Annotated in this window: 16 protein-coding genes; 8 read left to right on the forward strand and 8 right to left on the reverse strand. The window is 71.9% G+C overall.

The features are described 5' to 3' along the window. Positions 1-19 precede the first annotated feature (19 nt). Positions 20-1399, forward strand: coding sequence for an O-antigen ligase (locus DEI84_RS05075; RefSeq protein ID WP_110889924.1), 1380 nt, complete (start codon positions 20-22; stop codon positions 1397-1399). Positions 1400-1403: 4 nt separating this feature from the next. On the opposite strand, the gene DEI84_RS05080 is transcribed toward DEI84_RS05075, so the two are convergent. Further along, positions 1404-2798 carry a hypothetical protein gene (locus DEI84_RS05080; RefSeq protein WP_146236310.1) on the reverse strand — a complete coding sequence of 465 codons (1395 nt, stop codon included), beginning with the start codon at positions 2796-2798 and terminating at the stop codon, positions 1404-1406. 94 nt (positions 2799-2892) lie between these two features. On the opposite strand from DEI84_RS05080, the gene DEI84_RS05085 reads away from it, so the two are divergent. Beyond that, the gene (locus DEI84_RS05085; RefSeq protein WP_110889926.1) at positions 2893-4194 is read left to right on the forward strand and encodes an O-antigen ligase family protein; all 1302 of its coding nucleotides are present in this window, start codon (positions 2893-2895) and stop codon (positions 4192-4194) included. 87 nt (positions 4195-4281) lie between these two features. Here the strand turns inward: DEI84_RS05085 and DEI84_RS05090 are convergent, their stop codons facing one another. From DEI84_RS05090 to DEI84_RS05105, 4 genes are all read right to left on the reverse strand, one after another. Further along, positions 4282-5046, reverse strand: a complete 765-nt coding sequence (locus tag DEI84_RS05090) for a polyprenol monophosphomannose synthase (RefSeq protein ID WP_110889927.1) — start codon at positions 5044-5046, stop codon at positions 4282-4284. Positions 5047-5078: 32 nt separating this feature from the next. Continuing rightward, positions 5079-6485, reverse strand: a complete 1407-nt coding sequence (locus DEI84_RS05095; protein WP_146234084.1) for a hypothetical protein — start codon at positions 6483-6485, stop codon at positions 5079-5081. 117 nt (positions 6486-6602) lie between these two features. Next, positions 6603-8687, reverse strand: a complete 2085-nt coding sequence (locus DEI84_RS05100) for a hypothetical protein (protein WP_110889929.1) — start codon at positions 8685-8687, stop codon at positions 6603-6605. Positions 8688-8955: 268 nt separating this feature from the next. Next, on the reverse strand, positions 8956-10011 hold the full coding sequence (locus DEI84_RS05105; RefSeq protein ID WP_181420358.1) for a glycosyltransferase family 2 protein: 1056 nt from the start codon (positions 10009-10011) through the stop codon (positions 8956-8958). 155 nt (positions 10012-10166) lie between these two features. Here DEI84_RS05105 and DEI84_RS05110 point away from each other — a divergent pair, with 155 nt between their 5' ends. The 6 genes from DEI84_RS05110 (at position 10167) to DEI84_RS05135 (ending at position 18119) form a co-directional block, all read left to right on the forward strand. Then, a complete protein-coding gene (locus tag DEI84_RS05110; RefSeq protein ID WP_110889931.1) occupies positions 10167-12734 on the forward strand; it encodes a glycosyltransferase in 2568 nt (855 codons plus the stop codon). A 72-nt stretch (positions 12735-12806) separates the two neighbouring features. After that, the gene (locus DEI84_RS05115; protein WP_110824511.1) at positions 12807-13703 is read left to right on the forward strand and encodes an ABC transporter permease; all 897 of its coding nucleotides are present in this window, start codon (positions 12807-12809) and stop codon (positions 13701-13703) included. A 4-nt stretch (positions 13704-13707) separates the two neighbouring features. Beyond that, complete coding sequence (locus DEI84_RS05120; protein WP_110889932.1) at positions 13708-14946, forward strand: ABC transporter ATP-binding protein; 1239 nt, start codon at positions 13708-13710, stop codon at positions 14944-14946. Position 14947: 1 nt separating this feature from the next. Next, a complete protein-coding gene (locus tag DEI84_RS05125; protein ID WP_220032869.1) occupies positions 14948-16087 on the forward strand; it encodes a glycosyltransferase family 1 protein in 1140 nt (379 codons plus the stop codon). Continuing rightward, positions 16084-16944, forward strand: a complete 861-nt coding sequence (locus DEI84_RS05130; RefSeq protein WP_110889933.1) for a glycosyltransferase family 2 protein — start codon at positions 16084-16086, stop codon at positions 16942-16944. Before DEI84_RS05125 ends, DEI84_RS05130 begins: the two co-directional genes overlap by 4 nt. Before the next feature lie 50 nt (positions 16945-16994). Then, positions 16995-18119: a glycosyltransferase family 2 protein gene (locus tag DEI84_RS05135; RefSeq protein ID WP_110889934.1), complete on the forward strand. Its 1125-nt coding sequence runs from the start codon at positions 16995-16997 to the stop codon at positions 18117-18119. Between the two features lie 49 nt (positions 18120-18168). Here the strand turns inward: DEI84_RS05135 and DEI84_RS05140 are convergent, their stop codons facing one another. From DEI84_RS05140 to DEI84_RS05150, 3 genes are all read right to left on the reverse strand, one after another. After that, positions 18169-20067 (reverse strand): glycosyltransferase, encoded by a 1899-nt coding sequence (locus DEI84_RS05140; RefSeq protein WP_146236311.1) that lies wholly within the window; start codon positions 20065-20067, stop codon positions 18169-18171. Positions 20068-20135: 68 nt separating this feature from the next. Next, complete coding sequence (rfbA, locus tag DEI84_RS05145; RefSeq protein ID WP_110889936.1) at positions 20136-20999, reverse strand: glucose-1-phosphate thymidylyltransferase RfbA; 864 nt, start codon at positions 20997-20999, stop codon at positions 20136-20138. A 12-nt stretch (positions 21000-21011) separates the two neighbouring features. Then, complete coding sequence (locus DEI84_RS05150; RefSeq protein WP_110824517.1) at positions 21012-21620, reverse strand: dTDP-4-dehydrorhamnose 3,5-epimerase family protein; 609 nt, start codon at positions 21618-21620, stop codon at positions 21012-21014. Between the last annotated feature and the right edge of the window lie 11 nt (positions 21621-21631).

The following is a 21631-nucleotide window of genomic DNA, read 5'->3' on the forward strand; positions in this document are numbered from 1 at the left end:
GCGCGCTAGCCTGTCACCCGTGACGAACACCTGGCCCCTCGCGCGCGGATCCGTCCCCGAGCGGGAGGCGTTCGCCCTCGCCACCGCGGTCCTGCTGACGCTGTTCGCCGGGGACGCGGTCCCGAACACGCTCACCTGGTACGGAGCCGCCGCCGTCTGGGCGCTCGAGGGCGCGTGGGGCATCAGCGTGGTCGTCCGGGCTCGACCGCCGATCGCCCGCACCCCCCGTGCCCTCTGGCTGTTCCTCGCCTGGTGCCTGGTCACCGTACTCTGGTCGCACTGGCGTCCGGCGACGCTCGCCAGCATGGTCGCACAGGTGGTCTGCGCCGTCGTCGCGTTCGCGATCGCCTCGACGTTGACCTGGCGGCGCATCCTGGACGCCACGAGCCTGGCCTTCCGGTGGGTGCTCGGTCTCTCGCTGCTGTTCGAGGCCATGGTCGCCGTCGTCGTGCGGCACCCGATCGCTCCGATCTGGACCCACTACGGCGACCGGGACGTCCCCGATGCCTTCTACTTCTCCCGCGCGGAGCTCTTCACCGGTGGACGGATCCAAGGGCTCCCCGGCAACGCGAACCTGCTCGCGATGGTCGCCCTCCTCGCGGCGATCGCGGTCGCGGTGCAGCTCGCCGAGGGCCGCATGCGGCGGACCCGCGCGATCGGCTGGCTCGTCGTGGCGGGCGCCGTGTTCGTCCTGACACGCTCGTCGACGGTGATCGTCGCCGCCGTCGTGGTGGCCGCCGTGCTCGTGGCCGCGCTGTGGATGCGCCGGGTGCCCAGCGGACACCGTGCACCGCGGTACGCCGGGCTCGCCGCCGCGGTCGTCGTCGTGGTGGTCGCCGTCGCGGCCGGACGGGGACCGCTGCTCGACGTCCTGGGCCGTTCGTCGGACCTGACCGGTCGCGGCACCATCTGGGCGGCGGTGTGGGGTCTCGTCGAGCAGCACCCGGTGGTCGGCTGGGGTTGGATCGGCTACTGGTGGCCGAACATCCCGCTGCTGTCCGGCCTCGCACCACGCAACGGCGTCGAGTACCTGCAGGCGCACGACGCCACGCTGGACGTCTGGATGCAGACCGGTGTCATCGGCGTGGTGCTCTTCGCCGCCTACGTCGTCACGACCTCCGGCCGCACGTGGGCGAGCGCGACCCGACCCGGGTTCGGCCCTGACCTGAGGCCCCGGCCGTTCGACCCGGTGACCTTGTTCCCGCTGCTCGTCGTCGTCGCGCTCCTGGTGCAGTCCGTCGCGGAGTCGCGGCTGCTCTACCAGGGCAACTGGGTGCTGTTCGCGCTCATCGCGATCAAATCACGGATCGTCCTGGTCACCGAGGAACCCGTCTCGGTCGACGACGGGCCTCGGCCACCGGCGACGGAACGAGCCTTCCGACGGGCCGCCAACCCCTGACTCGTCAGTCGTCGCCGAGCACCAGGGCGCACGGCACCCGTGTCGCCCACGGCAGCGCGTCGATCCGCACCGACGCCGACGGACGCCGGACACATGCGCGCTCCGCGTCGGAGAACTGCGGCTGCCAGACCGGCCCGGAGGCCCGCTGCGCCTCCGCCGGGAACGCGACCACCCACGAGGTCAGGACCAGCGCGACCACGGACCAACCGACGGCGACGAGGACGACGGCGATCGGGCCTCCCGTCCGTCCACGACGCGCGCCGAGCGGACGGACGGCACGGTCGACGAGGGCGGCGGCGGCGACGACCACGGCGGCGGTGAGCAGCAGGCCGGCTGCGGCCGCGTAGCGGGACGGGGTCGCCTCGACCAGGGTCGTCGGCGTCGACCGTGACCACCGCCCGTTCGCGGACGCGTTGGCGACCAGGGCCGCCGTCCAGACGACTCCGGAACCCAGGGTCAGGGCGACGGCCAGCACCGCTCGGCGGGGACGGTGGTCGCGCACCGCGACGACCGCGCCGAGCAGCACGACGGCGCCGACCGCCACCGCCGGCACCGCGACCACGGCCCAGCCGTCCGCGACCACGGCCCGTCCGACCGACGCCACGTCCGCACGCAGGAGGCCGCCGACGGTCTGCAGCGTCCAGCCGGACACGACGTCCGACACGGTGGGGGAACCCGCCGGGGAGGCACGCTCGGTCGTCAGCGCCGTGACCACCTGGGCGGCTGCGGCGCCGAGTGCGGCGACGGTGACCGGGAGCGCACGCCACCGTCCTCCGTGCCGCTGAGCGCCACCGCTCCCGGGCCGCCCCGACCAGGCGAGGACCAGGAGCGGGAGGAAGAGGACGGCCTGTGCCTCGGTACCGACCACCAGCACGGTGACCACGGCGACCACCACGCCACCCGACCAGGTGCGGACGCGGTGTGCGAACAGCCACGGCGCGAGGAAGAGGCCGTAGGTGTGCAGGTTCGCGGCGTTGCCGGAGATCTCCCAGGGGGCCGTCGGGAGCAGGACGGGCACCGCGGCGAGCACGAGTCGGAGCGCCCGGGACGGCACGACGTCCCGAGCGAGTACGAAGACGCCGGCGCAGACCGCTCCGGTGAGCAGGCAGCACATGGCGGACACGGCGAGCGCGTACCACTCGACGGGCAGCAGGAACGCCGCGTCGACCACCAACCGTGGGACCAGGTGCAGGTACCCGGCGTAGGGGTGGGCGACGCTGTCGAGGGGACCGAGCGCGAGGTGCTCACGGAAGAACAGGCCGGCGTCCTCCGCCCAGGCGGTCCCCCGCGCGACCGGACCGAGTCGGAGCCAGGCGACCGCGGCGGCGAGCACGCCGACCAGCACCGCCCCGAGCACCGCCCTGAGCGACGTCCACCGTCCCGTCCCAGCATGCCGCATCGTGAAGCGACGGTAGCGGGAGAACGACGATCCGCGATATCGACGCTCCGCGATGGCGCAGGTGCAGTACGGCAGGGTGCGCCAGTATGGACGGATGACGGATGGCCGGACGACGCGACGCGTGCGCGCGCGGCGGTACCTGTCCGCCTGGATCGGGTTCTCGGCCGGTGGTCGCTTCAGTCAGGCACTCACGACCGCGATCGTCATCTTCGCCTTCGGTGAACCCACCGTCCGGGTCCTCGTCGGCGCCCCGGGCACGTGGGCAGTGCTCGTCACGCTCGTCGTCCTGGCCGGGCTCAGCCTGCTCGGACAGCGCTACCGGATCGAGTGGCACGGCGTCCTGCCGCTCTCGCTGCTCGCCCTCGTCGGCTACTGCGGCCTCAGCGTCCTCTGGAGCGAGTACTCCTGGGTGGCGCTACGGGGGTTCACGGCGATGGTCGGCTTCGTCGGCCTCGGCCTGTACCTCGCTCTCGGACGGGACCTCGTGCAGGTCATCCGTGCCTGCGGGGACGCCTTCCGGGTCCTGCTGGTCGTCGCCCTCGGGCTCGAGGTGCTGTCCGGCCTCGTCCTCGACCTCCCGATCCCCGCATTCGGCATCCGTGGGGACATCGCCTTCGGTGGGCCCATCCAGGGCATCGGCGGAACGCGCAACTTCATGGGGTTCATCGCGGCGACGGCGCTCGTGACGTTCGTCGTCGAGTTCCTCACCCGGTCCGTCACCCGGTGGCGGGCGATCGGGTCCACCGCGATCGCCGTCATCACGCTCATGCTCGTGCAGTCGCCGATCACCGGCCTGGCGATGATCGCCCTGACGGTGACCGCGCTCGCCCTCTGGTCACTCCGACACGCCCGACCGGGGACCCGACCGGTGGTGAACACCGTGCTCGGCACGCTCCTCGTCGCGATGGGCGTCCTCCTCGTGGTCGCGCGGGACCGGGTGCTGCGGGAAGTCGGCGCTGCGGGCGGGACGACCACCCGCCTCGAACTCTGGGCGCAGATCCGCGGCTTCATCCAGCAGTACCCGATCCAGGGCTGGGGGTGGGTCGGCACCTGGCCGAGCGAACCGGTCGTCCCGTTCGTCACGTTCGTCGACCCGTCCGGAGCGCGGTTCACCTCCGGCCTCGACGTCGTGGTCGACGCCTGGCTGCAGATCGGCCTGGCGGGCATGCTGCTGCTCGTCGGCGCGGCACTGCTCGCGTTCGCGCGGTCATGGGTGACCGCGACGACCTTCCCCGGCGTCGCCTACGTCTGGCCGACAGCCGTGCTCGTGCTCCTCGGGGTGACGAGCGCTGCCGAGAGCTACGTGCTGCACGGCGCGGGTCTCATGCTCTTCGTCACGGTGCTCGTCGTGTCGGCACGGCGTCGGTCCTGGCGCATCCGGCTCCCCCGGGCCTGACACCGTCCACAGGGCGACACGGTGACGAGCCCGGGAGTTCTCCCTCCTCCGTGACGCGGAGGAAGATGCCGGATGAGTGTCGATCCCTCAGGCGCGGCGGTGCGCCCCGGGACGGATGCGACGCTGCAGGCCCCACTGGGTGGTGCGGAGCATCGCCTCGATGATGATGTCCTTGCTCATCTTGGACACCCCGTGCACACGGTCCCGGAACCGGATCGGGACCTCGACGATCCGGCCACCCAGGTCGTGCGTCCGCAGCGTCATGTCGATCTGGAAGCAGTAGCCCTTCGAGTCGATCGACCCGAGGTCCATCCGCGCGATCGCGTCGGCGCGGTACACGCGGAAGCCCGCGGTGATGTCGTGCACGTCGAGCCCGAGGATGAGGCGCGCGTAGGTGTTCGCGCCACGGCTGAGCACCTCGCGTCGCTTGGGCCAGTCCACGACCGAGCCGCCTGTGGTCCACCGGGACCCGATGGCCAGCATGACGTCCTCGGCAGGGTCGGCCTCCGCCACCGCTTCGATCAGGGCGGGCAAGCGGTCCGCTGGGTGTGATCCGTCGGCGTCCATCTCGATGAGCAGGTCGTACCCGTGCTCGAGTCCCCAGCGGAAGCCCGCGACGTACGCCGTCCCCAGGCCGAGCTTGCCGGCACGACGGAGCAGGTGCACCCGGTCGTCGGTCCGCGCCATCGCCTCGACGAGGTCACCGGTACCGTCGGGGCTGCCGTCGTCCACGACGAGCAGGGCCGCATCCGGCACCGTCTCGAGGATGCGGGCCGCGATGTCGTGGATGTTCTCGGCCTCGTTGTAGGTCGGAACGATCACTAGGGGCTTGGATTCGGTGTTCCGGGTCATTTCCTTCTCACGGTTCGCGGTCGGCCCGGCGCTCAGCGCTCGGCGTCCTGGTCGATGATGGCGCAGGGCACGGTGACGGCCCATTGCGCTCCTGGGGCGATCTGGACCGACGCGTCGGCCTCGGGCGTCCGGGTGCACTGCGGCTCCGACATCCGGATCTGCTGGTCCCACACCGGGCCGCCCTGGCGGTTCGCCTTGTCCATCGAGTAGTTGAGCGCGAACGCGAGCACGACGACGAGCGACAGTGCGACGCCGACGATCCGGAAGGCCCAGGACACGCCCGCATCCCGGGCATCGCTCGGTCCGGAGCGGACGAGCCCGCCGCGGCTCAGCGCGATGTCGGCGATGACGATGAAGGCACCGAGGACGTACATCGACGCCGACGCGCTGTACCGGAACGTCCAGTTGCCCAACCATCTGCCGTCGTCGAAGTGCGCGAACGCGAGCATCTCGTTCGGGTTGAGGAAGACCGCTCCGAACCAGACCGCCGCCGAGCCCCACAGCATGGACGCGAGCATCCACCGCTGCCGCGCCGCACCGAACCAGAAGCCCGCGACCGCGAGGAGGGCTGCGAGGACCAGCGGCAGGACGACGACCCAGACGCCGTGGCTGACGATCTGCCGTCCGACGGTCGGCATGCTCCAGGTGAACGAACCCGCGAAGGGTTGGACGGCGTAGCCGAGCACCATGTCGGCGACCGTGTTGTGCGGGACCGTCGGGGCTGCGCGGGGATGGGTCAGCGTGGTGATGACCTGCGCGGCGCCACCGATGAGGGATCCCGCGATGATCGGCCACCGGTACCGGTTGCGGATGCCGACGAAGAAGAGGGGGAAGAAGGCGACGATCTGGATCTCGGTGAGACCGGCGAGCAGCGTCGCGACCCCGAGGAGGATCCCTCTCACCCAGGAGCGCACGGGGGCGAGCAGCGCGAACGGCATCAGGAACATGAGGAACCAGTGCAGGTTCGCCGCGTTCGCCTGGATCTCCATGGGGCCGAGGGGCACGAGCGCCGGCACGAGCGCCAGGAGCAGCCGCGCCACGACGGACCGGAGGACACCGGCGGTGAGCACCCACACGGCGGCGCCGACCGCGGCCGTCACGACCACGCAGAGGACCGACACCGTCACCGCGAACCGGTCGATCGGCGCCACGCCCGACGCCACCGCGACGAGGATGCGCGGCACCACGTGCAGGTAGCCGGCGTAGTCGTGGAAGAGCGCCCCCGCGAAGCCCAGCCGGTACTGCTCCTCGAGGAAGACCTTGCCGTCTTCCGCCCAGAGCGTGTTGCGCACCTCGGGCGTCAACCGGAGCCACCCGGCGGCCGCGATCACGATCCAGAGCAGCAGCGGGGCGGCGATCGCGAGGAGGCGACGACGCACCGGGCTGCCCCCGGCGACGCCGTCCGTCGCTCCCCCGACGGGCGGTCTGGTCTCAAGCACCGGACGATCCTCTCACAGCAGGCGACAGGGGACGCCTCCCCCGAGAGGCGCGTCCCCGCGGACAGCAGGAAGCCGCCGCCTCGGAGAGACGACGGCTTCGGTGCTGTTCCACGAGCGTCAGGGAACGGTCACCGTCCTGCACCCGAGCGCGGTGCCGACTCCCCCGGCCGAGTCGATCGCCTGCGCGCAGACCTCATGGGTACCGGCGGCCGTGGGGAGCGTCACGGCGAAGGCATGCGCCGGTCCCGCCTTCGGGTGCGCCCGGCCGATGTCGGCACGCTCCTTCGACGCGGTGACCCGCTTGACCGTGGCGTCCACGGACAGGTCGACCGAGATCGGCCCGGTCTTGTCGAGGTCGATCGCCCAGCCGGAGACGCTGACGCCGCCCTTGACGACCTGGACATCGTCGAGGCTGCCGATCGGTGCCGCGTTCACCACGGTGACGGTCCGGCACCCGAGCGACGGGCTGACGTTCCCCTTGCCGACGTTGCGGGCGCGGACGCAGACCTCGTGCTTGCCCCTGCCGGCCGGGACGGTCACGCTGAACCCGCGGGCCGACCCGTAGGCCGGGAAGGTCTTCGCGACGTCCGGACGGGAACCGGTGGCGTCCACACGCTTGACGACCCCGTCGACGGAGACGTCGACCTGGATCGGGTCCTTCGAGTCCCCGTCGAGCGCCCAGCCCGTGACCCCGACCGAGGTCGGCGTCGCGGTCACGCTGTCGACGGAGCCGATCGGGCGCGAGCCAGGCACGTTGACGGTCTTGCAGGTGCCGATGACAGCGTCCGAACCCTTGCCGGTGTTCGCTCCGGTCACGCAGATGCGGTGGCTGCCGGCCGGGACGGGGACGGTCGCGGCGAACCCGTGCGCGGCGCCGGCCTTCGGGTAGGCCCGGGCGACGTCGGGACGGTCCTTCGCACCCGAGAGCTTCTTCACGAACGCCCCGTCGGAGCTGACCGAGACGCCGATCGACTTCGGGGTCTCCGGGTCGATCGCCCATCCGGCGACGGACACGCCGCCCGGTGCCGCGGAGGCCCGGTCGAGGGATCCGTGCGGGGACCCGTCCGCCACGATGACGGTCTTGCACCCGAGGTCGGCCTTCGTCTTGCCGGCGGCGGTGAGCGCGGACACGCAGACCTGCTGCGAGCCCACGGGCGCACTGACCGACGCCGTGAACCCGTGCTTCGCGCCGAGCTTCGGGTAGGCCCGAGCGATGTCCGGCCGGTTGCCGTTCGCGGTGACGGTCCTGGTGGCCGAACCGACCGTGACCTGGACACGGGTGCTCGCCTTGGTGCGGGTGTCGAGTGCCCAGCCGTTGACCGTGACGGTGTTGTAGCTCGACGTCAGGCCGTCGAAGCTGCCCTTCGCCGCGGTGACCACGGGCGGGGTGCCGGTCGTGGACCCGAACCAGTCGTTGTACATCCGCCAGAAGTTGCGGTTGCCGTACGCGGAGCAGCCGTCACCGGTGCCGTACAGGTTGTTCAGCGCCGCCGTGTTGGGCGTGTAGGGCGTGTAGTAGTACAGCGCAGCCGTGGCCTTGTTCTGCACCGCGACCGACTTCGTGCCGCACGAGGTCGGGACGTTGTACTGGATCGCGCGGGTGCCGCCCGGGTTGAACCAGGTGAAGTAGTTGCTCGTGCCCGGGGGGTTGCCGTACCGCTTCCACTGCCAGGCCGACCAGTAGATCTGGTTGCCGACGCCCGCGTAGGCGGGGTCGCAGTGGCCGCCGACGTTGTCCGGGCACGCGTAGCCCATCGCCCGCTCGAGCACGGCGGCCGACGGGCCGCGCGAGGTGACGAGCCCCTGTTCCTTCTGCAGGGTGACGAGCATGACCTTCGGGCTGATACCGCAGGCCGCGCCGACGCGCGTCAGGATCTGCGCGGTCGACAGCGACGAGCCGCCGGTCACCGCGCCGCACATGGCGTCGGCCGAGCGGCTGTTCATCGAGTACCGGCCGTTGCGGAGACACCCGCTGTTCGTGCAGGACGACACCTGCGCGTTCAGGAACGACTGCACCTGGTCGACGGTCATCGACGTACCGTTGTAGAAGTTGGCGTCCGAGATGATGTTCCCGGCCTGGAACGACGAGCCACTCAAGGCGCTGGCGGGTTCCTGGTGCGCGGACGGACCCGCGATCTGGAAGCCGACCAGGACGCTCGCGACGGCGAGCACACTGGCGGCGATGGCGACGAGCTTCTTCACGTCGGAGGCCTTTCCGGGGGCGGCGACGGGGTGGGTCCGGCACGCGGTTCGGGAGACGTGTCCGTCGACCCCTGATGGCGGCGGAACACACGCGCCACAGCAGCCTACCTGCGCCACAGCGATCACACAGCCCCCAGCATGGCCCCCGAACGGAGGGCGCATGGACCACCCTGTCCGGGAGGCCCGGCCCGGCCCGCACCGCCCCGTGCGGCCGGTGGTCCCCGGGCTGCCCGCCGTCGCCGCCGGCGCCTGAACGGAGGCTCAGGCCTCAGGCGGCCGGGGCGTCGCGGCGCGCAGCGCCCTCGAGCGATGCCTCGACGGCGCTGCGTGCCGCCCGGCTCGTCCCGTCCGACCGGCGGAGGCGGCGCGCCCGCCGGAGCGCGGCAGGTGCCTCCCGGACGAGCCGTGCCCACGTGGCCGGGGTGAGCTGTGCGCGACCCGGACGGAGGAGGTCCTCCACCATGCGGACGACGGTGCGCGCGACGACCCGGGCGAGCATGCCGGCCGTCGCGTTGCGGGCGGTGACCAGCAGCCGGTTCCGCATGCTCTGGTAGCGGACGAGGGGCGAGTCGCTCCCCGAGCTCGCCGCGTGCCGGTGGACGACGACGGCGTCCGGGGCGGAGCCGATGCGGTGACCGGCCAGCCGCAGCCGCCAGGCGAGGTCGAGGTCCTCGTAGTACATGAAGAGGGACTCGTCGAAGCCGCCGACCGCCTCGACCGCCTCTCGTCGGAGGAACGCGGCACCGCCGGAGAAGCCGAAGAGCGGCGCGTGCTCGGGGGCGTCGTCGATCGGTCGGAGCCAGTCCCGGTCGCGGCCGTTGCCGTTGCGGTCGAGCACGACCCCGGTCCCGTTGACCAGGGTCACGCCACCGGTCGCGGTCCGTCGCCACCGGCGACCGTCGGCGGCGACGAGGTCGTCGTCCGAGCGCGGTGCACGGCCGTCGACCGGGACGAACCGCCCCTCGAGCACCGCCGTCGCGGCGACCGCGGCGGTCGCGGCTCCGCCGGCCGCCAGCGCGGCCAGCCCGCGCTCCAGGAACCCGTGGTCCGCGACGGCGTCGTTGTTGACCAGCACGACCACGGCCGCCGTCGACGCCGCCATGCCCCGCGCCACCCCGCCGGCGAACCCGGCGTTCGTCGGCTCGGGGACGACCACGAGCGACGGGAAGTCCGCGCGGTAGTCCCGCACGGTCGCCTCGTCGGCCTCGTTCACGACGAGGACGACCTCGACCGAGGCGTCCACGCGCTGCGAGAGCACCGACTCGACGGCGCGACGGGTGAGGACGGGCTGGTGCCAGTCGACGATGACCACGGAGACGTCCACGCCCACAGTCTCCCAGGCAGACCCGCGGGTGCGGGGACGGCACACCCCGCACCCCGGGAGGCCCGTGCACTTCTCGGTATAGTGGTGCCGCCTTCCGGGGAACCCGCGGCGCGCCCTCCGCGCTCCGCTGCCAGTCGACGTACGGAGTCCACACCATGTCCTCTTCCGCGACCCGCGTGTCCGTCGTCGTCATCAACTTCCGCGGGACCGACGACACCCTCGAGTGCATCGCCCGGCTGAGCGAGGTCGACTGGCCCGCGGACCGGCTGGAGATCGTCGTCGTCGAGAACGGCTCCGGCGACGACAGCGAAGCACGGCTCCGTGCCGCCCTCGGCGACCAGGCGAACGTCCGGATCATCGTCTCGGCGGAGAACCTCGGCTTCACCGGCGGCAGCAACCTCGGCGCCCGCGAAGCCACCGGTGACGTCGTCGCCTTCCTCAACAACGACGCGAAGCCGCACGTCGACTGGGTCAAGGAGGGCATCGCCGGGTTCGCACCGAGCCCCCGCGTCGCCGCCGTGGCGAGCAAGGTCCTCGACTGGGAGGGCCGGACGGTCGACTTCGTCGAGTCCGGGCTCAGCTGGTTCGGCATGGGCTACAAGAACCACATCGCCGAGCTCGACGACGGCCGGTTCGACGAGCCCCAGGACCTGCTCTTCGGCACCGGCTCTGCGCTGTTCGTCCGCCGGGACGTCTTCCTCGAGGTCGGCGGGTTCGACGAGGGCCTCTTCATGTTCTACGACGACGTGGACCTCGGCTGGCGCCTGAACCTGCTCGGCTACCGCGTCCGGTTCGCGCCGCGCTCGGTCGTGTTCCACAAGCACCACGGCTCGATGAAGTCGTTCGGCGACCACCGCGAGATGTACCTGCTCGAGCGGAACGCCCTGCACCTGCTGTACAAGAACCTGTCGGACGAGAACCTCGGTGTCTTCCTCCCCGCCGCCCTCGCCCTCCTCGCCCGCCGCGCGGTCGCGAAGAGCGGTCGGGACTCCGAGGAGTTCGACATCCGTCGGTTCACCGGCGCACCCGACGAGTTCGACGCGCTGACGCCGATCTCGAAGGAGACCGTCGCCGGGTTCTTCGCGCTCGACCAGTTCGTGGCCGACCTCCCCCGCCTGTCCGAGGAGCGTCGCCGGATCCAGTCGCAGCGCGTCCGGAGCGACAAGGACGTCTTCCGCCTGTTCGGCGATGCGTTCAAGCCGCTCTTCGAGGACGGCTACTTCCTGGAGGGCTACCGCGCGATCCTCGAGGCCTTCGACATCGAGGCGCCGATGCACCGCACGAAGGTCCTCGTCATCACCGGGGACGCCCTCGGCGAGAAGATGGCGGGCCCGGGCATGCGGGCCTGGAAGATCGCGGAGGCCCTGTCCTCGGACAACGACGTGCGCCTGGTCACCTGGAACGTCGCCAACCGGAAGTCCGACGCCTTCGAGGTGACGCGGGTGCCGCTCCAGCACGAGCGCGCGATGCGCGAGCACGAGGAGTGGGCGGACGTCATCTTCTTCCAGGGCTACGCGCTGCACCACTTCACGACCCTGCAGAAGTCGAACAAGATCATGGTCGTCGACCTCTACGACCCGATGCACCTCGAGCAGCTCGAGCAGGCCCGGGACAACGGCGACGTCGGCTGGCGCAACCAGGTGACGAGCACCACCGAGGTCATCAACGCGCAGCTCGAGCGCGGTGACTTCTTCCTGTGTGCATCGGAACGGCAGCGCCTGTTCTGGCTCGGGCAGCTCGCCGCCGTCGGTCGCGTCAACCCGGACAACTACCTGGCGGACGACAACCTCAACAAGCTCATCGCGATCGCGCCGTTCGGCATGGACTCCCGGCCGCCGCAGCACGAGCGCAAGGCGATCCGTGGCGTCACGCCCGGCATCGGCGAGGACGACAAGGTCGTCATCTGGGGCGGTGGCATCTACAACTGGTTCGACACCCCGTCGCTCGTCCGCGCGGTCGCCCAGGTCGCCGAACGCCACGACGACATCCGCCTGTTCTTCCTCGGAGTCGCACACCCGAACCCGGACGTGCCCGAGATGGCGATCGTCGCCGAGACGCGCCGCATCAGCGACCAGCTCGGCCTGACCGGCAAGCACGTCTTCTTCAACGAGCAGTGGGTGGCGCTGGACGACCGCCAGAACTACCTGCTCGAAGCCGACGCGGGTGTCAGCACGCACTTCGCGCACATCGAGACGACCTTCTCGTTCCGCACCCGCATCCTCGACTACATGTGGGCGAACCTGCCGATCGTCACGACCGACGGCGACAGCTTCGGCGACCTCGTCGCGGCCGAGGGCATGGGCGTCGCCGTGAAGGAACGCGACGTCGACGCCCTCGCCGCCGCGCTCGAGTCGATGCTGTACGACCCGGAGGCCGCCGCCGCCGCCCGGGCTGCCGTCAGCCGCGTCCGCGACGACTTCACGTGGGAGCGTGCGCTCGCTCCCCTCGTCGAGTTCTGCAAAGACCCGCAGGTCGCCGCGGACCGCGCGCACGACGCCGCCGTGCCGGCGGGATCGGTCACGGCGGGCAGCCGTCCGCGCGTCGCGCTCAGCCCGGCCCGTCAGCGCGAGATGCAGTTCCACGAGATCGCGAACAGCCGCCACGGCGTCGTCCGCGACGTCCGACTCGCGACCTGGTACCTCCGCCAGAACGGGGTGTCCGGTCTCCGGGACAAGGTCCAGAACCGTGTGCGCATCATGCGCGAGAGCAAGAACGGGCGCTGACCGTCGCAGCGGCCCCGCCCGGAGGCCGATGTACAGTTGTCCGTCGCCCCAGCGCACCTACGTGAGGAACCCATGAGCAACATCGTCAGCGAGCGGTTCGAGCGTCTCCGTCAGGAGCGCATGGCCCCCGCCGGTCGTCCTGCGACCGCGGTGCTCGGGTCGATCCGCGAGGTGTTCGCCCACCGGCAGCTGCTCGACCTGCTCATCCGGCGCGACCTGAAGTCCCGGTACAAGGACAGTGCGCTCGGCTTCGCGTGGACGCTGATCCGTCCGCTCGTGCAGCTGGCGATCTACTACTTCGTGCTCGGCCAGATCCTCGGCGCGTCGCGGAACATCCCGGAGTTCGCCATCTACGTGTTCTCCGGTCTGACGCTCTACGGGCTGTTCAGCGAGATCGTGGCCTCCGGGACGGCGTCCATCGTGTCGAACGGCGGGCTCATCAAGAAGGTCTACCTGCCGCGGGAGATCTACCCCCTGGCCAGTGTCGGTGCCGCGCTGTTCAACTTCGGCGTCCAGCTCGTCGTGCTCCTCGCCGCAGCGGTCCTGCAGAGCGGCTTCGACTGGGTGCGACCCGACCTGCTCTACTTCTTCCCGGCGACGCTCGTCATCCTCATCTGGGCGACGGCGCTCGCGCTCCTGCTCGCGGCCGCGAACGTGTACCTGCGCGACATGCAGTACCTCGTCGAGGTCCTGGTCCTGCTGCTCATGTGGGGCTCGCCCATCGTCTACAGCTGGCAGATGGTGTCGAACGCCGCGAACACCTGGCTGCTCAACCTGTACACGGCGAACCCGATCACGCTGGCGGTGCTCGGGATCCACCGGGCGTTCTGGACGGCGGGGAACGACTCGCAGTACCCGTCCGACCTGCTCCTCCGCCTGGCCGTCGCGGGCGTCGTCGGTCTCGTCGCCCTCGTCGCCTGCCAGCGCGTGTTCGCCAAGCTGCAGGGCAACTTCGCCCAGGAGATCTGATCCGATGAGCATCGACAACGACCTGACGCAGGCCACGACCTCGCCCTTCTCCGACGCTCCCGCCGTCGTCACGGTGCGGAACGTCTCCAAGCGCTTCACCATCCGCAAGGACAACTCGCTCAAGGAGCGCGTGGTCACGCTCGGTCGCGCCGGCCGCCGGCACAGCGAGGACTTCTGGGCGCTCAAGGACGTGAGCCTCGACATCCCGGCCGGCACCACGATCGGCCTGCTCGGCCCGAACGGCTCCGGCAAGTCGACGCTGCTGAAGACCATCGGCGGCATCCTCGAGCCGACCACCGGCACCGTGGAGCGCCGCGGTCGCCTCGCCGCCCTCATCGAGCTCGGCGCGGGCTTCCACCCGGACCTGACCGGCCGCGAGAACGTCTACCTCAACGCCGCGATCCTCGGGCAGACGCAGGAGGAGACCGAAGCCCGCTTCGAGGACATCCTGCAGTTCTCCGGCATCGGCGACTTCATCGACACCCAGGTGAAGTTCTACTCGTCCGGCATGTACGTCCGGCTCGCCTTCGCGGTCGCGATCAACACCGACCCCGACGTGCTGCTCGTGGACGAGGTCCTGGCCGTCGGTGACGAGCAGTTCCAGAAGAAGTGCCTCGACAAGATCCGCGAGTTCCAGGAGCAGGGCCGCACGATCATCCTCGTGTCGCACTCGCTCGGACAGGTCCAGGAACTCTGCGACTCCGCCGTCGTCCTGCACCACGGCGAGGTCATGTTCCAGGGGTCGGCACGCCTGGCCGTGAAGAACTTCCGCGAGATCCTCGAGGACCGCCGCGTCGCCGAGGTCGAGGCGAACCACCCGGAGGAGACCGCCAGCCCGGGCAAGGTCGAGCACGTCGAGCTCGAGATCCCCGGCAAGCCCGCGGGCGCCGAGCACCGCCACGGCGACGACCTCGTCGTCCGCGCGGCGTTCTCCCACACCACGGTCCTGCCCGAGTGGCGCGCAGGCATCAAGATCGAGAACCACCTCGGGCACCCCGCCTTCGGCGTCGACAGCCGGCAGCTCGAGACCCGTCACGACCCCCTGCGCGGGACCGCGACCGTCGAGTGGCACCTGCACGACCTGCGGCTGGGCGGCGGCCAGTACTTCGTGCACGTCTTCCTGGCGAAGCCGAACGGGGAGCACATCGTCATCCAGCGCGAGGCGGCGCGGTTCGTCGTCGTCGACGAGGACACGCAGTCCGGGATCGCCTGGACGCGGACCACCGAGCGCCAGGTCAGCTGAGGTGCGGGCACTCCCCGTGCTCGTCGACGCCACCTCGATCCCGCCGAACCGCGGCGGCGTCGCCCGCTACATCGCCGGGCTGCTGCAGGGCCTCGCCGAGCTGGAGGTCCGTGTCGACGTGGTCGTCAAGCCGGGCGACCTCGCCTGGTTGCGCGGGACCGCACCCGGACACCGCTACCACGCGGCACCGCGGTGGACCGCCTCCCGTCCGCTGCGCCTCGTGTGGGAGCAGACGCTGCTGCCGGTGACGGCGCGTCGCGTCGGCGCCGAGGTCCTGCACAGCCCGCACTACACGTTCCCGGTGACCCGGGCCTCCCGGACGGTCGTCACCCTGCACGACGCGACGTTCTTCTCCGACCCCGCCGCGCACTCGCGCCTGAAGGTGCTGTTCTTCCGGACCTGGACCCGTCTCGCACGGCGACTCGCCCGACGGACGGTCGCGCCGAGCGCCGCCACCGTCGCCGAGCTCGACCGGTTGGCGGGTCGGTCGGCGCGTCCCACGGTCGTGGCCCACCTCGGGGTCGACCGCACGCTCTTCCGGGTGCCGACGGCCGCGGAGACGGCCGCCTTCCGTGCGGCGCACGCGCTCGGCGACGACGCGTGGATCGCCTTCCTCGGCACGGTCGAACCGCGCAAGCGGGTGCCGGAGCTCATCGCCGCGCACCGCGCGCTCACCGCACGGGCTGCCGACGGTGGCGGCGCGGCGGTGCCGGCGCTGCTGGTCGCAGGCGGACTCGGCTGGGACGAGGACGCACGCGCCGAGCTCACCGCCGCGGGTGACGTCCCCGGTGCCCCGGTCCGCTACCTCGGGTACCTGCCGGTCGAGGAGCTCCGCGCGTTCCTCGGGGGCGCGCGCGTCGTGGTCTACCCGAGCACCGCGGAGGGCTTCGGCCTGCCGGTGCTCGAGGCGATGGCCTCCGGCGCGGACGTCCTCACCACCCGTCGACTGGCGATCCCCGAGGTCGGCGGCGACGCCGTGACCTACACCGAGCCGGACGCCGGCCCGATCGCGGACGCCCTCGCCGTGCTGCTCGCCGAGGCGCCGGAGCTCCGGGCCGAACGGACGGCCCGCGCCGAGGCCCGCGCCGCGACCTTCACGTGGGCCGCGTGCGCCGAGCGCCACCTGGAGGTCTTCGCATGAGCACGGACACGCACCCCGCGCGGGTCGCCGTCGTCACGGTCACGTACGAGTCGGTCGACGTCCTCCCCCCGTTCCTCGCGTCGGTGCCGGCCGCCAGCGGACGCGACGTCGAGGTCGTCGTCGCGGACAACGACTCCACGACCGCCGACGAGCTCCGCGCGGTCACCGAGGCCGCCGGTGCCCGGTTCGTCGCCGTCGGTGCGAACCTCGGCTACGGTGCGGCCGTCAACCGGGCCGTCGCCACGCTCGCCCCCGACGTGCGCTGGGTGCTCGTGTCGAACCCGGACGTCGTGCTCGAACCGTCCGCCCTCGACCGGATGGTCGCGACGGCGGAGTCGGACCCGACGATCGGCGCCGTCGGCCCGAAGCTGCTGGAGACGGACGGGCAGGTGTACCCGTCGGCGCGGCTCGTGCCGTCCCTCCGCACCGGTCTCGGGCACGCCGTGTTCGCGAACATCTGGCAGGACAACCCGTGGACGAGGCGGTACCGGCAGGACGGCGACCACACCGGCCGCCGTGACGCGGGCTGGCTCTCGGGCGCGTGCGTGCTCGTCCGCCGCGACGTGTTCGACCGCCTCGGCGGGTTCGACGAGGGCTTCTTCATGTACTTCGAGGACGTGGACCTCGGCTGGCGGATCGGCCGGAGCGGCTACCGGAACGTGTACGAACCGGCCGCCGTCGCCACGCACGTCGGTGGGACCGCGACCCAGGGGTCCTCGGACCGGATGCGCCGTGCGCACCACGAGAGCGCCTACCGTTTCCTCGCGCAGAAGTACTCGGCGTGGTGGCTCTGGCCGCTCCGCGTCGCGCTCCGGGTGGCGCTCACCGTCCGCGCCCGCGCCACGCACACGCGCTGAACCCCGATAACCTCTCAGGGAGCATCCCCACCCGAACCGGAGCGCACCCCATGATCCTCGCCGTCACCCTGATGGTCCGCGATGAAGCGGACGTCATCACCGCCTGGCTCGACCACCACGTCGCCCAGGGCTTCGACGTCTTCGTCATCACCGACAACGGGTCGGTGGACGGCACGGCCGAGCTGCTCGCCGCCTTCGCCGAGCGGGACGACGTCACGGTGGACCTGCGACACGACCCGGTGCACCGGAAGCAGCAGGGCGTCGTCGTCACGACGATGGCGCGCGAGGCCGCATCGGTCCACGGCGCGGACTGGGTCGTCAACGCCGACGCGGACGAGTTCATCGTGCCGGTCGACCGGACGCGGACGGTCCGGCAGGTCTTCGAGGAGCTCGACCCGGTGGTCGGCGCGTTCTTCGTGCCCGTCGTCAACCTCACCGGCGCGATGGCCACGTCCGGTGCCGGCCTCGAGCGTCTCCACTGGCGGGACGAGCGCTCCGTCGACGAGCTGCGTGCCGCCGGCCTGGTCGCTCCCCCGACCCCGAACACCGTCCACGTCGGCGACCCGGGCGTCACCGTCGTGCAGGGCAACCACCGGGCGAGCGTCGCGAACGGTGCACCCGTGCCGGCCGGGCTCGAACTCGAGGTCCTGCACCTGCCGTGGCGGTCCTGGGCGCAGTACGAACACCGCGTCGACGTGAGCGGTCGGAGCTACGAGGCGAACCCGGACCTGACCCCGAGCCCCCGGCACCACGGCATGCGCGACTACCGGCGGCTGCAGGAGGGGGTGCTGCAGGCCGTGTTCTCGCTCCGCTTCGTCACCGACGAGGACGCCGCGACCGGCCCCTTCACCCGCGACGACACGATCGCCGAGGTGCTGCGTCGGGCCGGCTCAACGGCGCTCGACACCCCGGCCGAGCCCCTCGTCCCGGCCGACGAGCTCCACGAGCTGCAGACGCTCGGGCGTGCGGTGGCGTCGCGCGACGAGCGGATCGACGAGCTCGAGGACGCCCTGCGCGCGGCCGAGGCGACCGCGACGACGCTGCGGGAGACCGTGCAGTTCGAGCGGGAGCGCGCCGAAGCCGCCCGGGCCGAGACGGCGGCGTTCCGCCAGCGCCGGATCGTGCAGGTGGCCGACCGGGCCGCCGGTCTGGCCCGCCGGGTCCGCTCGCGCTGACGTCGGACAGCGCCCGGGCCGAGCCCGGCTCGACCTGGGCCGGATCCGGTCAGGTCGTCCGGTGCCGCCGGTGCTGCCGGACGGCGTCCACCAGCGTCTCCGCGCGCCGGCGGAAGGAGTGCTCGGTCCCGATCCGCGAGCCGCGCTCGGCGCGTTCGTCGTCGGAGGCCATGTCCCGCCGACCCAGCAGCGTCCGCAGTTCGGCGACGCCGCGGTAGGGCAGGACCGCCCCGCCGAACAGCTCCTCGACGCCGGGCACCGGGTCCGTCACGACGAGCGCACCCGACGCGGCGGCGTCGAACAGCCGGTTCGACAGGAAGCCGTCCCGTGCCATGTCGTCCCAGTGGTCGTTGAGGACCACCCGGGCGCTCCGGTACAGCGCCGGCAGGTCCTCGTTCGGCACGAACGTCCCGCGGTGCACCCCCTCCGGCACCAGGCCGGCCCAGCCCTCGCCCCACACGGCCAGGTCCGCCCCCGCCTGCAGGGCGTCCGAGACGACCGGCCGGAACACCTGCCGGGTCTTGCCGACGAACACGGTGTCCAGGCCGGCGTACGCGTCCTCGGCGGCACCGGGGTGGAAGCGGGCCGGATCGGTCGCCTGCAGGAGCGGGGCCACCGGCAGGCCGGTCGCCGCCTCGGTCCGCTCGGCCCACACGGGCCCGGCCGCGAACCGCAGGTCGTACCGGGCGAGTTCCGCGGGCGTCACGAGGTCGGGGTGCGAGATGACCCAGAGCACGTTGGTGGCCGCGGGGTGCACCGGGGTGTCGTCGAGCCCGCGCAGCGTCAGGGTGACGTCGTCCAGGTGCTCCGACAGCGGACGGGCGTGCGACTCGCGGTGGTCCACCACGACCTCCTGCCCGAGGGACCGCAGGGCCGCGGCCAGGTCGCGCGCGAAGAACGTGTCCCCCCAGTCGTCGCCGCGCGGGCCGGGGTGTGCGGCGATCCGGACCGACCACCGGAGCCGCTCGCCGCGCTCACGCGCCGTCAGGCGCGACGGGCCGCGTTCGGCTCGGAGGACCGGTTCGCGGAGGGCCACCGGTGCCGCGGCGGGGTCGGCGGCCACGGTGCCCACGGCGAGGTCGAGCGCGGCGAGCACCCGCTCGGCGCTGTCGTCGCCGCGGTCCCGCCACACCGCCAGGGCGTCCGCGCCGTCGGTGTCGATGCGCCGCTCACGGACGGTCCCGGTGCGGTAGACGCGACCGAGCGGGAGCACGACGCACGTGCCGCCGGCGGCGTCGGCGGTGTCCCGGGTCAGTCGGGCGACCGCGGTGCGGGTGTCGACGGTCCGGACCGGAAGCGCGAGGTGCGCTGTGCGTGCCGCGAAGCAGGGCTCGTCGCCGGCGAACACCGCGACACCGTCGGGGAGCCGCTCGGCGTCCTCCGCCGGGTGCCCACGCAGCAGGGCGGCCACCGGGGCGGTGCCCTGCACCAGCGCCGCGCCCGCACTCGCCACCACGTCGTCGGGGGTGCGGACGACGGGGACGGCGACCACGGCCTCCCGGTCGGATGGGACGGTGCCTCCCGCTCCCGCCGGCGCGACGGCGGCGACCAGTGCGGCCGCGGCGCCGTCCGGCAGCGCGATCGACGCGTCCTGCACGAGCACCAGCGGGGCGCGCAGCAGCGGCCGGGCGGCGGCGACCGCGCCGCCCCAGGTCGCCGTGACGGTGTCCCGGGACACGGTCCAGCCGTCGCCCGCCGTGACCGGCGGGTACGTGCTCGTGGGCCCGGCGTGGACGTCGTACACGGTGACGACGACGCGCGCGGCCCCCGCCGCTGTCAGCGCCCGCACGGTCGGCACGTGGGCGCCGTCCCGGTACGCACCCTCGGCCACCGTCACGACGGCGTCGAACGCTCCGGCCGGGCCCTGCTCGACGACGGGAGGCGCCGTCTCGAGTGACGTGTCGACCGGGAGGCGCGGCCCGGTCCCGTCGGACGCCCCTGCGTCCACAGCGCGTGCGTCCGACGTCGGCCGGACACCGGCCAGGGTGCGCCGGAGCCGGCCACGCAGCGCCACGGTCAGCCGCGGAGCAGGTTCTGCAGGTAGACGCCGTAGCCGCTCTTCGCGAGCGGGGCGGCGAGCGCCGCGAGGGCGTCGTCGTCGATCCACCCGTTGCGCCAGGCGATCTCCTCGATGCACCCGATCTTGTGGCCCTGGCGGTCCTCGATGACCTTGACGTACTCGGACGCCTGCATCATCGACTCGAAGGTGCCGGTGTCGAGCCACGCGGTGCCGCGGTCGAGGACCTCGACGCCGAGCGTGCCCGCCTCGAGGTAGCGCTCGTTGACGGTGGAGATCTCGAGCTCACCGCGAGCGCTCGGTTCGATGGTCTTCGCGATCTCGACCACGTCGTTGTCGTAGAAGTACAGGCCCGGGACGGCGTAGTTCGACTTCGGTTCGGCCGGCTTCTCCTCGATCGAGACGGCGGTGAAGTCGTCGTCGAACTCGACCACGCCGTACGCGGTCGGGTCGGCCACGTGGTACGCGAAGATCGTCGCGCCCTGGACGGTGTTGTTCTTCTGCAGGCTCGTGCCGAGGCCGGTGCCGTGGAAGATGTTGTCGCCGAGGACCAGGGCGACGCTGTCGTCCCCGATGAACTCCTCGCCGATGACGAACGCCTGCGCGAGGCCGTCCGGGGAGGGCTGCACGGCGTACTGGATGTCCATGCCGAGCGCCGACCCGTCACCGAGCAACGCCCGGAACTGGTCGTTGTACTCCGGCGTCGTGATGACGAGGACCTCGCGGATGCCGGCCATCATGAGGGTCGACAGCGGGTAGTAGACCATCGGCTTGTCGTAGATCGGCATGAGCTGCTTGCTGATGCCCTTGGTGATCGGCCAGAGACGCGTGCCGGATCCCCCGGCGAGGATGATGCCCTTCATCGGCTGCCCCTCCTAGTTCTTCGTCCGGAGCGACTCGGTGTAGGCGATGCACTCCTCGTACGTCGGGAGGAGCCCCTGCTCCGCGGCCTGCTCGAGGGTCGGAGCGCTCGTGTCCTTCTCGGACAGGACCGGCTCGCCGATGCCGTCCGGCAGCTCCAGGCCCACCGTGGGGTCGAGGATGCTGATGCCCTTCTCGCGCTCGGGGTCGTAGTGCGCGCTGACCAGGTAGTTCACCGTGCTCTGGTCCTCGAGCGCGACGATGGCGTGGCCGAGTCCCTCGGACAGGTAGACGGCACGGCGGTCGACGTCGTCGATCCGGACCGCGTCCCACTGCCCGAACGTCGGGGAGCCGACGCGGATGTCGACGATGTAGTCGATGAACGCGCCGCGGACGGCGGTGACGTACTTCGCCTGGCTCGGTGCGACGAGGGCGTAGTGGATGCCGCGGGCGACGCCCTTCGACGAGATCGACATGTTCACCTGCCGCAGGTCGAGCGGGTGTCCGACCGTCTCCTCGAGCACGTCGGCGCGGTAGGCCTCGAGGAAGGCACCTCTGGCGTCGCCGTGCTGGACGGGCGTGAACTCCCACGCGCCGGGGATCTTGAGTTCGCGGATCTGCACCGCTGCAGCCT

Source organism: Curtobacterium sp. MCBD17_023 (assembly GCF_003224415.1).
Lineage (GTDB): Bacteria > Actinomycetota > Actinomycetes > Actinomycetales > Microbacteriaceae > Curtobacterium.

Bases quoted from the DNA above. Each gene is read 5' to 3' on its own strand.
- DEI84_RS05080 (WP_146236310.1), bottom strand. From the start codon at position 2,798: ATGCGGCATGCTGGGACGGGACGGTGGACGTCGCTCAGGGCGGTGCTC.
- DEI84_RS05110 (WP_110889931.1), top strand. From the start codon at position 10,167: ATGTCCTCTTCCGCGACCCGCGTGTCCGTCGTCGTCATCAACTTCCGC.
- DEI84_RS05120 (WP_110889932.1), top strand. From the start codon at position 13,708: ATGAGCATCGACAACGACCTGACGCAGGCCACGACCTCGCCCTTCTCC.
- DEI84_RS05115 (WP_110824511.1), top strand. From the start codon at position 12,807: ATGAGCAACATCGTCAGCGAGCGGTTCGAGCGTCTCCGTCAGGAGCGC.
- DEI84_RS05090 (WP_110889927.1), bottom strand. From the start codon at position 5,046: ATGACCCGGAACACCGAATCCAAGCCCCTAGTGATCGTTCCGACCTAC.
- rfbA (WP_110889936.1), bottom strand. From the start codon at position 20,999: ATGAAGGGCATCATCCTCGCCGGGGGATCCGGCACGCGTCTCTGGCCG.
- DEI84_RS05085 (WP_110889926.1), top strand. From the start codon at position 2,893: ATGACGGATGGCCGGACGACGCGACGCGTGCGCGCGCGGCGGTACCTG.
- DEI84_RS05130 (WP_110889933.1), top strand. From the start codon at position 16,084: ATGAGCACGGACACGCACCCCGCGCGGGTCGCCGTCGTCACGGTCACG.
- DEI84_RS05135 (WP_110889934.1), top strand. From the start codon at position 16,995: ATGATCCTCGCCGTCACCCTGATGGTCCGCGATGAAGCGGACGTCATC.